The 9,541-nt window shown below is 44.7% G+C and carries 11 protein-coding genes; 8 read left to right on the forward strand and 3 right to left on the reverse strand.

Features of this window, described 5'->3' with window-relative positions:
• Positions 1-63 precede the first annotated feature (63 nt).
• The 4 genes from JHD69_RS10760 to lspA all read left to right on the forward strand — a co-directional run bounded on the left by JHD69_RS10760 (position 64) and on the right by lspA (position 3,432).
• Positions 64-705, forward strand: coding sequence for a PH domain-containing protein (locus JHD69_RS10760; RefSeq protein ID WP_199140150.1), 642 nt, complete (start codon positions 64-66; stop codon positions 703-705).
• Between the two features lie 99 nt (positions 706-804).
• Entirely contained in the window at positions 805-2,427 is a 1,623-nt protein-coding gene (gene lnt / locus JHD69_RS10765; RefSeq protein ID WP_199140152.1) for an apolipoprotein N-acyltransferase, read from the forward strand.
• The gene (locus JHD69_RS10770; protein WP_199140154.1) at positions 2,412-2,912 is read left to right on the forward strand and encodes a hypothetical protein; all 501 of its coding nucleotides are present in this window, start codon (positions 2,412-2,414) and stop codon (positions 2,910-2,912) included. Before lnt ends, JHD69_RS10770 begins: the two co-directional genes overlap by 16 nt.
• 4 nt (positions 2,913-2,916) lie before the next feature.
• Positions 2,917-3,432 carry a signal peptidase II gene (gene lspA / locus JHD69_RS10775; protein ID WP_199140156.1) on the forward strand — a complete coding sequence of 172 codons (516 nt, stop codon included), beginning with the start codon at positions 2,917-2,919 and terminating at the stop codon, positions 3,430-3,432.
• Positions 3,433-3,517: 85 nt separating this feature from the next.
• Here the strand turns inward: lspA and JHD69_RS10780 are convergent, their stop codons facing one another.
• Positions 3,518-4,099 (reverse strand): DUF4136 domain-containing protein, encoded by a 582-nt coding sequence (locus tag JHD69_RS10780; protein WP_199140157.1) that lies wholly within the window; start codon positions 4,097-4,099, stop codon positions 3,518-3,520.
• Between the two features lie 178 nt (positions 4,100-4,277).
• On the opposite strand from JHD69_RS10780, the gene JHD69_RS10785 reads away from it, so the two are divergent.
• Positions 4,278-4,907, forward strand: coding sequence for a hypothetical protein (locus JHD69_RS10785; protein ID WP_199140159.1), 630 nt, complete (start codon positions 4,278-4,280; stop codon positions 4,905-4,907).
• A gap of 16 nt (positions 4,908-4,923) precedes the next feature.
• On the opposite strand, the gene JHD69_RS10790 is transcribed toward JHD69_RS10785, so the two are convergent.
• Positions 4,924-6,564, reverse strand: a complete 1,641-nt coding sequence (locus JHD69_RS10790) for an NAD+ synthase (RefSeq protein WP_199140161.1) — start codon at positions 6,562-6,564, stop codon at positions 4,924-4,926.
• Between the two features lie 51 nt (positions 6,565-6,615).
• On the reverse strand, positions 6,616-7,290 hold the full coding sequence (locus tag JHD69_RS10795; protein WP_199140163.1) for a porin family protein: 675 nt from the start codon (positions 7,288-7,290) through the stop codon (positions 6,616-6,618).
• A gap of 112 nt (positions 7,291-7,402) precedes the next feature.
• Here JHD69_RS10795 and gldB point away from each other — a divergent pair, with 112 nt between their 5' ends.
• From gldB to JHD69_RS10810, 3 genes are all read left to right on the forward strand, one after another.
• The gene (gene gldB / locus JHD69_RS10800; RefSeq protein WP_199140165.1) at positions 7,403-8,440 is read left to right on the forward strand and encodes a gliding motility lipoprotein GldB; all 1,038 of its coding nucleotides are present in this window, start codon (positions 7,403-7,405) and stop codon (positions 8,438-8,440) included.
• A gap of 90 nt (positions 8,441-8,530) precedes the next feature.
• Positions 8,531-9,316, forward strand: a complete 786-nt coding sequence (locus JHD69_RS10805; RefSeq protein ID WP_199140167.1) for a patatin-like phospholipase family protein — start codon at positions 8,531-8,533, stop codon at positions 9,314-9,316.
• A 36-nt stretch (positions 9,317-9,352) separates the two neighbouring features.
• Positions 9,353-9,541 (forward strand): hypothetical protein (locus tag JHD69_RS10810; protein WP_199140169.1); only part of this gene is annotated, 189 nt, incomplete at its 3' end.

A 9,541-nucleotide genomic window follows, 5' to 3' on the forward strand; every position in this document is an offset into this window, starting at 1 on the left:
AAGGACCCCATAACTTTAAGGGCTACCAAATATCTAAAACAACAAATAATCAACAGCATAATAATGATTGCAATAGATAGATTTTTAAGCGACGAACAAGATCCAAAGGCAGTAGAAAAGGTAATTGGCAAGCTCAATGACCTGCTCACCAGCGGCGAAGAGATTTTATACCTGGCCGTACAGAAAAAACCGGCTGTAAACTTGCTGCCCGATAGCATTGCCATTAGCAACAAACGCATTTTTTACTGCGAGCCCGGCAATTTGGGCCTGACCATGAACTTTAAGGATATTTCCTGGAAAAACGTAAAGGAAGTTTCGTTTAAGGAAGAATTTTTCGGCTCGAAATTTATCTGCGTACCGCAGCATGGCGAAAACATTGTAACAGAGTTTATTCCAAAGGTACAGGCCCGAAAGCTGCACCAGGCTGCCAACGAGCAGCTAGAGCAGTATAAGGAAATGTTGAGGCAACAACTGTTGGAAGAAAACAGGGCATCGGCTTCAACGGTAACTATTCCGTCGACACCTCAAGCCCAAACGATTGAATTGCCTATCGAAGAAGCAGTAGTTATTCCGCCTCCGCAAATCGAGGAGCCGGAAGACGAAACAACCTTGAAACTGAGAAAGCTGAAAACGCTTTACGACAAACAGTTGATTACCCAAGAAGAATACGAAAGCAAGAAATCGGCTATTTTAGATAGTTTATAGTATGCGTTATGGCGACCCCGAACCCGTTTCGGAAGAAGCAATCGCCCAACAAAAACCGTTGCGTTGCCGTGCTATTGGCCATAACGAAACCAACAACTCATGAAATTAAACAAAAACTATCTGCTGGCTTTGTGCAGCTCGTTTCTCATGTGGCTGGCTTGGCCTCCGCATACCTGGTTTGCGCCTTTGCTGCTCATCGGCTTGGTGCCTTTAATGGTTGCCATAGACCGCATGAGGCTGCAACAGGCTCCCAAAACCGGCCGGCGCATCTTTTTAACTGCAGGACTGGCCTTTCTAACTTGGAACACGGCCTGCATTTACTGGGTTTTTAACGCCATTAGCGCATTCAATACCGGATTTACGGGAACCATAGTCTCTTTCTTGGTTTCGCTCATCCCCTACGGCTTGGGCGCCCTGCTCATGACCTTTGCCTTTTGGCTCTATTACCGTTTAAGGCTAAGGGTAAATGCCTGGGTTGGCTACCTCGGACTGATTTGCTTTTATATCGCCATGGAATACCTCCACGAAAGTTGGGACCTTGCCTTTCCGTGGATGACCCTGGGCAATGGCTTTGCCGGCATGCACCAATTGGCCCAATGGTACGAGTACACCGGCGTTTACGGCGGTTCGCTGTGGATTTTATTGAGTAACATTTTGGCTTTCGAGGCCTACAGAAGCTGGAAATCGACCGAAGAGAAAGCCTTAAAGCCCGCTTTGATTTGGCTGGCTGTAGTGGTGCTGCCCATTGGCTTTTCATGGTACACCTACAACAGCTACCAAGAAAAAAAATTATCGGTAAATGTAGTAACGGTACAGCCTAATATTGATCCCTACCAAAAATACGAGAGCATTTCGGCCAATGAACAGCTTCGCATCCTGACCCGTTTATCAGATTCGGTGGCGCAAGTAAATACCGAATATTTCATCTGGCCCGAAACGGCCATTCCCAACTATACAGACGAAGATCGGGTTCGTGCCAATCCCGATTTTTTGGCTACCCAACAATTTTTAAACAAATACAAAAACGGCACGCTCATTACCGGTATCGAAAGCGTAAAATGGTACGACACTAAAAAAACCATTTCGGCCCAAGAAAGCTCAAATGGCATGTATTATGATCATTTCAACTCGGCCATGCAGGTAGAAAACTCGGCTGAGGTAGCGTTTTACCATAAATCGAAACTGGTTCCCGGTGCCGAAAAAATGCCTTTCCCTAAAGTATTTTCTTTCCTCACTCCGGTTTTTGCCGGGCTGGGTGGCAGCGTATCGAGCTGGGGATGGCAAGACGAGCCCGAAGTCTTTTACTCGTACAGTGGCATTGGCGTTGCACCGGTTATCTGCTACGAATCGATCTGGGGCAGCTGGGTGGGCAAATCGGTTAAAAACGGCGCCCAGTTTATTGCCGTAATTACCAACGATGGCTGGTGGGGCAATACCTCGGGCAAAGACCAGCACATGCTCTACGCCAAATTAAGGGCCATCGAAACCCGTCGCTGGGTAGTCAGATCGGCTAATACCGGCATTTCGGGTTTTATTAACCAAAGAGGCGATGTGGTTAAAAAATCAACCTGGTGGACCAGAACTGCCATTAAAGCCGACATCAACCTCAACGATGCCCTAACGCCCTATGTTAAAAGCGGAGACCTGATTGCACAAATAGCAGCGGTTATGGGCTTCATCCTTGCACTTCTAATTCCTTTCAAAAAATGGGTAAAAAAATAGTCTTATTGGCGCTCTTGGTTTGCGCCCAACTGGCCGGCCATGCGCAAGCTTATTTAAACAGCCTCTACAAACAGGCCAATGAAATGGCAAAGGCCACCTTAAAAGAAGATTACCTAAGCCTGATGAAGTATACACATCCTAGCGTGGTGAAAGCCATGGGTGGCGAGCAAAAGGCCGTAGCCACCTTAAAAGAAGGTATGCAAAAAATGAAAAATGGCAATTTGAAGTTTAAAAACATGACTACCGGCAAAGCGACCCAATGCATTACCACCAAAAACAGCATTCAGTGTGTAGTGCCACAAGAGGTAGATGTAAGCTTTGGAACACAAGCCGTTCATACGGCTGGCCATTTATTTTGTATTTCTTACGACAGTGGCAAGAAATGGTATTTTTTTAATGCCAACAATACGGCCAGCGTACAAAAATTTCTGCCCGAAATAGATAAAAAAATCGTTATTCCAGAAGCAAAAGTTACCTATAAGTAAAACAATGCCACAAAGAAAAAACTTGAAATGGATATTGCTCCTGTTGCTAGTTGCCCTCAATGTGGGTTGCGATCAGGTTTCGAAAAACATCGTAAGGCAGCGCATCGAATATGGCGAAACCATCAGTTTGGTTAAAAACTATTTTATTTTAACCAAAGTAGAGAATACGGGTGCATTTTTAAGTGCCGGCAACGAACTGCCAACCCCCATCCGTTTTGCCTTACTTACGCTTTTGCCCTTGGCCGTTTTGGGTTACGGACTTTATTATTTGACAGCCAAGAAAGATTTGCACAAAATGATGCAAATCGGGCTGTCTTTTCTGATTGGTGGCGGCATCGGTAATGTATACGACCGTATATTGCATGGTTCGGTAACCGATTTTATGCACATGGATTTCGTGATTTTCAGGACAGGCGTATTTAATGTGGCCGACCTATCGATCATGACCGGCATAGCCATTCTTTTGATTCACTCGCTCAAGCATAAAGTGGTAAAGCCTGCCAATACTTCTTCTCATTAATCTTTAGTTAGCCATTGATCAACAGGCTATATCAATTGGATCACAAGACTTGCGAAGTTTCTAAAACTTCGCAAGTGTATCTAGCTTAAGGCAGTTTCTTAAAGATATTGGCAACTACCGTAGGAATATCGTTGATGGCTTTTTGAGGATCGTTCACCTCGCCTTCGGCCCAGCCTCTCCAAATGAGTTTAGAGCTTTTGCGTTCGATAATGTCTATCATGATGCTGCCGGCCTTCACCTGCATTTTTCTCGCCCTGCTGCCTACATAAACCGGAAAAGGATCGGTATAGGCATAATAATAAACAGCTCTGCCCCGGTAATAGCCTACCCTTGGCGAAAGTCGTGGCGGCGGATTGTAATACATAGGCTCTTCATAAACCTTGGTTTCTTTATTCACCACTGCCGTATATTTGATTAACAAATCAGGGTTGTTGTTGTTGAGCGTCAATCCTCTTTTGTTGAGCTCCTCGCTCGCTGCATCTACAATTTTATCCGTTGCGATATCATTATCGTAAGTTGACGAAGCTTTAGACCTCGATTCGGGCAACCAGGCATAGGTTCGGTATTTGGCCGAATTGACAGGTTTATTGCTTACCGAATAATAATCGTAGCTCGAGCACGAGGCCAAACCGACCATCATGCCCAAGAAAACCAATATTCTTTTCATCTTCTGCATTGTTTAAATCCTTAACTAAGACCTATCGGCCTGCCTCAAGGTTTAACTAGAACAGTTCAGCAAATGCATAGTTTGAAGTTTAGCAAGCTTTTTAGGCAGGATTTGACTTTGGGGCAGCAAGCTCCAACATTAGCATATTTTTTATACTTTAGCGTAAACCTACCTATTGATGAAAAACTTATCCCCGCTCCTTGTACTGTTGCTGTGCTTATCGGGCTGCATCGAATTTTCTATTGGCAAACACGAGCAAAAAGCTGTTTTGCCCTCTAAAACCCAAGCCATAAAATCGGGAGACTCTTCAATCAACATCAAGATTGCCGATTCGGGAGCTACCGTTGAAATCAAGACCAGTCAAGGCACCCTAACCACCAAAATTGGAGAGGCAAGCCCTAGCGAGCAACGAGAACTGGCTCAAATTGCCCATTTTGATGAAGACGTACTAGCACGCAGAGCCGCTACAGCCAAGCTTAGCCAACAAAAAGACATTGCACATATTGCCCATTTAGACGAAGACTCTTTGGTGCGACGCATTGCAACTGCTAAGCTGACCCTGCAGAAGGACTTGGCGCAAATTGCCTTTTTTGACGAAGATGCGCTTGTAAGAAGAATTGCCACGGCAAAACTCATGAGCCAGAAAGATCTTTTCCGTGTAGCCAGTTTTGATAGCGACACCTTAGCCAGAAAAATAGCCGTTGGAAAAATAATCAACAGAGACAACCTACGCCACATCATGGCTTTGGACGATAATGAAGCGATTGTACAGCTGGCCAAACAAAGGCTGTTGGCCATCACGCCTTAGACCTGCCCGATTGCTACTAATCCATATACTTGCCTACAATCGGCATGCGGCGCCCCATGCCAAAAGCCTTCGGCGATACCCTTAAAATAGGCGGTGTTTGGTAGCGTTTAAACTCGGCCAGGTTTACCATTTTGAGTATGCGCCTAACCAAAGTTTCATCAAAACCTTGTGCAATAATGGCCTGCGATCCCTTTTGCATTTCGATATGCTGAAATAAAATTTGATCTAAGATTCCATAATCAGGTAGCGAGTCGGAATCTTTTTGGTCTGGTCTCAATTCTGCCGATGGTGGCTTAACAATGGTATTTTCCGGAATAATTTCGCCATCCTTGTTGATATAGCGGGCCAGTTCGAAAATCTGCGTTTTGTAAACATCGCCAATCACGCCAATTGCTCCACACATATCGCCGTACAAAGTGCCATAACCTACGGCACACTCGCTTTTGTTGGAAGTATTGAGCAATACGTAACCAAACTTGTTCGACATGGCCATCAGCACAATGCCCCTGCAACGCGCCTGGATATTCTCTTCGGTCAGGTTAAAAGGCATGCCTGCAAACGGCTTGGCCAACATGCTGTCGAAAGCATCAGCAGCTTGCTTAATTTCAATAAGCTCGTGTTTGCAACCTATATTGTTCACCAGGTCGAGCGCATCCTTAACCGAATGGTCTGACGAATATTTAGACGGCATTAAAACCGCCATTACGTTTTCTGGCCCTAAGGCGCGACAGGCCAGGGCACACACTACCGCCGAGTCGATTCCACCTGAAAGGCCTAAAACCGCTTTTTTAAAGCCCGACTTCCAGAAATAATCCTGAATGCCCATCACCAGTGCATCGTGTATCTGCATGATATCGCTTGCCCGTTCTGGCTGTGGATATTTGTTTTTTACCTGTTGGATTTCTTCGAGGTCGAAAACCTGCAGGTCTTGCTCAAAATATTTCATTTCGGCCTTTACGGTTCCCGTTTCGTCGAAAACCAGCGAGCCTCCATCAAAAATAATTTCGGTTTGCGCACCAACCTGGTTTACATAAAACAAAGGCAACTGGTATTTTTTGGCATTATCGGCCAATATTTGGATGCGGTCTTCGTCATGACGGTAATTGAAGGGCGAAGCCGCGATATTCAGCATCAAGTCAGGCGATTCCTTAATCAGTTCGTCCATTGGACAAGAAACGTACAAGGGATTGTCGTTAATGTTCCAAAGGTCTTCGCAAATGGTCAGCGCTATTTTCTTGCCTTTAAATTCGATACATTCAAACTTGGTATTCGGTTCAAAGTAGCGGTACTCGTCAAACACATCATAAGTAGGCAACAAAGCTTTCCTCACCACAGCTTTAACCTTTCCATTTTCGATAAAATAAGCCGCGTTGTACAGGTCTTTTCCGGCCAACACTTCGTTTTTAATCGGCAAGCCTACCACGCAGGCAATAGTTGTGCAATGAACAGCAATTTCTTGCGCAGCCTTTTCGCACAGGGCTACAAAATCTTCAAATTCCAAAAAATCGCGGGGAGGATAGCCACAAATGGCCAGCTCGGCAAATACCACCAGATCGGCTCCCTTACTTTTGGCCAAGGCAATATGTTCGATAATTTTTTGGGTATTCTGTTCAAAATTGCCAATATGATAATTCAGTTGTGCCAGTGCTATTTTCATTTGTTGGGTTTAGTATGGATGTGCGTATTGAGATGTGAGACAGACTGAATACTAGAAGAACACGCCTAGGTTAACGCCAACGTAATGGTTCCTTACCGAATTATCGCCATAAGAAATTACATTGGTAAAGCCGTTGTTCAGGGTCAGGCCCATCATCAGGCTGGTTTTACCATCAAGGTCAAACTCTGCGCCACCGCCAATAATTAATCCCGCACGGTAAAAATGGGTCCAGTCTTTAATGTTCTTATCATTTGCTATCCCTGTTCCGCTCGTTTCTGCATTTTGTTTGGCGCCGATCCTAAAGTCGTTTGACAGGCCGAACTGCCCATACCAGCGCAAATCGCCAATTTTGGCAGTCTTCAGTTTTACGGTTAAAGGTACTTCGATGTATTGCATTTTATATTTCAAATCGTACGCTACCGGATTGCTGGTGCTTACCGACTGATGGTAAGGCATGGCATTGATTTCTGTGGTTTTGCCATTGATGGTGGTAATAGTGATGCCTGTAGCAAAGCTGTAGTTCTCGGCAAAGTTAAAATCGCCCATCAGGCCATAAGAAAAGCCTAGGCTTAAGCCATTTCCCTTGCCGTTCTCGGCTTTCATAAAGCCAAAAGTAGGATGTGCGGTTAAACCCAGCCTGAAGCCATAATAAGGCGAGGCATATTGCTGTGCGTTCAAGTTAAGTGCAAAAAGTGCGAATAGAATTGCGAGTACGATTTTTTTCATTTGTGCTTAATTTACTTTGATCAAATGGAAGCCCCTCCCATTTTTGCCGTTTTTGCACGGCGATTTGAAAAATGATGAGGTTTCCTGTAATTTGGGAGTTATATTTGTTTTAATGAGCTATAACGTAAAATACCTTCAAATCTATCTATTTTTTCTGTGTACGATTGCATTTTTTTCATGCAAAACGAGCAATAGGCCCGATGTAAGCCACATGAAGCTGGCTATAAAAATACAACGTTTTGACCAAGATCTTTACCAAGGCAAAAATAAAGACGTTCAGCAGACAGATGCCATGCTCCAAAAAAAGTACGGTTACTTTTATGACGATTTTGTACGCCGGATGGTGGGCAATCCAGACATGAAGGGTACAGAAGTACTAAACATTCTGTACAAAGACCAGGCCTATACCGACCTGAACAAAGAAGTAGACAGCGTTTTCCCCAATTTAAAGGCTACCGAAAAAGAGCTGACCCAAACCTTCAAATACATCAAATATTATTATCCAAAAACTAAAGTGCCTCGCTTTATAGGCTTTTTATCGGGTTTTTCTTATCAAATTCCGCTGGGCGACGATTATATGGGCATTGGCCTAGATATGTTTCTGGGCAAAAACAGCAAATTTTATGGCGCACTGATCGAAAGCATTCCGCTGTACCAATCGAGGCGTTTTGAACCCGCCTACATTGTGCCCCGGGTGACCGAGGTTTTTGCCCACGAAGAACTTTTTAAGGAACGCGACAACGACCAGAACCTGTTGGCCAAAATGATTTACAATGGCAAAATCCTTTATTTTATGGATCAGGTATTGCCAGAAACTACGCCTGATTCGGTGAAAATAGGCTACACTACCCAGCAAATGAACTGGAGCCAGCAATACGAAGGCAATGTTTGGGGCTATTTGCTCCAAAACAACCTGCTTTTTGAAAGCGACTATCAAAAGATACAGGTTTATGTAAGCGATGGACCTTTTACACCGGGCTTGGGCGAAAAAAGATCGGCAGCACCTAAATTGGGCGTATGGATTGGCTGGCAGATCGTAAAGAAATATATGGCCGAAAATCCGGAAGTTACCCTGCAGCAGCTCATGGCCGAACCCGACCCGCAAAAAATCCTGTCGAAATCGAAATACAAACCGAAGGAGAACCAATAAACCATTGATGGTTTTCAGTTCTCAACAAAGAGGCAACGTGGAAGAGGTAAGGCCGAACTTTACAACTTTCAAAAATTTGAACAATTAAACATGAAAATAGGCATAGTTTTATCTGGCGGGGGCATTAGAGGCATCGCACATTTGGGCATTCTTAAAGCTTTTATGAATGTCGGCATCCACTTTAGCATGGTTAGTGGCACCAGTGCAGGCTCTATTGCAGGTGCTTTTTATGCCGCCGGAATAGATCCCGAAGAAGGATTGAACATCTTTATCAAGACCAAGCTATTGCGTTTTATACGTCCGGCTATTGGTTCTCTGGGCCTCATCAACATCGAAAACACGGCCGAAATGCTGAAAGAGTATTTCCCGCACGACAGGATAGAGGAACTTAAAATCCCGCTCACCATTTGTGCCACTAATTTTAGCGAAGGCGTAGCCACTTATTTTACCGAGGGCCCGCTGATTAAAGCGATACAGGCCTCAAGTTGCATCCCAGGGATTTTCAGGCCGATTATGATCGACAACCAGATGTATGTAGATGGGGGCATTCTCAATAATTTTCCGGTAGAACCCTTGCTCAACCACTGCGATTACATCATTGGCTCATCGTGCAACCACTTAAAGCCGGTAGAAAAGATCACCAAAATTACGCAACTGATGCAAAGGGCAGGCATCATGTCGATCAATCACGACATGGAAGTGAAAGCGAAGTACTGCGACCTTTTGATCGAACCCAAAGGCATGGGCGAAATCAATACTTTCGACATGAAAAAGGCAGAAAGCATTTATTGGGTTGCCCACGAAGAAGCCCTAAAGGCTATTAAACAAAGTGAACTGATCCAAGAACTGATAGCACAACAGAAAAATGGTCAATGACATTGGCACTAAAACCTTTAAGAGCAGGCTCAAAAGTTGGCATTTAGCCATTATCTTCAGTCTTTTTTTGATTGTTTTTGGACTGGTATTCGTGGTATTTTCATTGGACAAAATACCAGCTCTTTTGCTATTGACGACATTAACTGGCTCTTAGACACATCTAAAAAGTGGGGGGGGGGGGGGGGGGGGGGGGGGGGGGGGGGGGGGGGGGGGGGGGGGGGGGGG

It is taken from the genome of Pedobacter sp. ASV12, assembly GCF_016429155.1.
GTDB lineage: Bacteria > Bacteroidota > Bacteroidia > Sphingobacteriales > Sphingobacteriaceae > Pedobacter.

Coding starts and splice junctions, on each gene's coding strand:
- JHD69_RS10785 (WP_199140159.1), top strand. CDS start 4,278: ATGAAAAACTTATCCCCGCTCCTTGTACTGTTGCTGTGCTTATCGGGC.
- JHD69_RS10795 (WP_199140163.1), bottom strand. CDS start 7,290: ATGAAAAAAATCGTACTCGCAATTCTATTCGCACTTTTTGCACTTAAC.
- JHD69_RS10760 (WP_199140150.1), top strand. CDS start 64: ATGATTGCAATAGATAGATTTTTAAGCGACGAACAAGATCCAAAGGCA.
- gldB (WP_199140165.1), top strand. CDS start 7,403: ATGAGCTATAACGTAAAATACCTTCAAATCTATCTATTTTTTCTGTGT.
- JHD69_RS10780 (WP_199140157.1), bottom strand. CDS start 4,099: ATGAAAAGAATATTGGTTTTCTTGGGCATGATGGTCGGTTTGGCCTCG.
- JHD69_RS10790 (WP_199140161.1), bottom strand. CDS start 6,564: ATGAAAATAGCACTGGCACAACTGAATTATCATATTGGCAATTTTGAA.
- JHD69_RS10770 (WP_199140154.1), top strand. CDS start 2,412: ATGGGTAAAAAAATAGTCTTATTGGCGCTCTTGGTTTGCGCCCAACTG.
- lspA (WP_199140156.1), top strand. CDS start 2,917: ATGCCACAAAGAAAAAACTTGAAATGGATATTGCTCCTGTTGCTAGTT.
- JHD69_RS10805 (WP_199140167.1), top strand. CDS start 8,531: ATGAAAATAGGCATAGTTTTATCTGGCGGGGGCATTAGAGGCATCGCA.
- lnt (WP_199140152.1), top strand. CDS start 805: ATGAAATTAAACAAAAACTATCTGCTGGCTTTGTGCAGCTCGTTTCTC.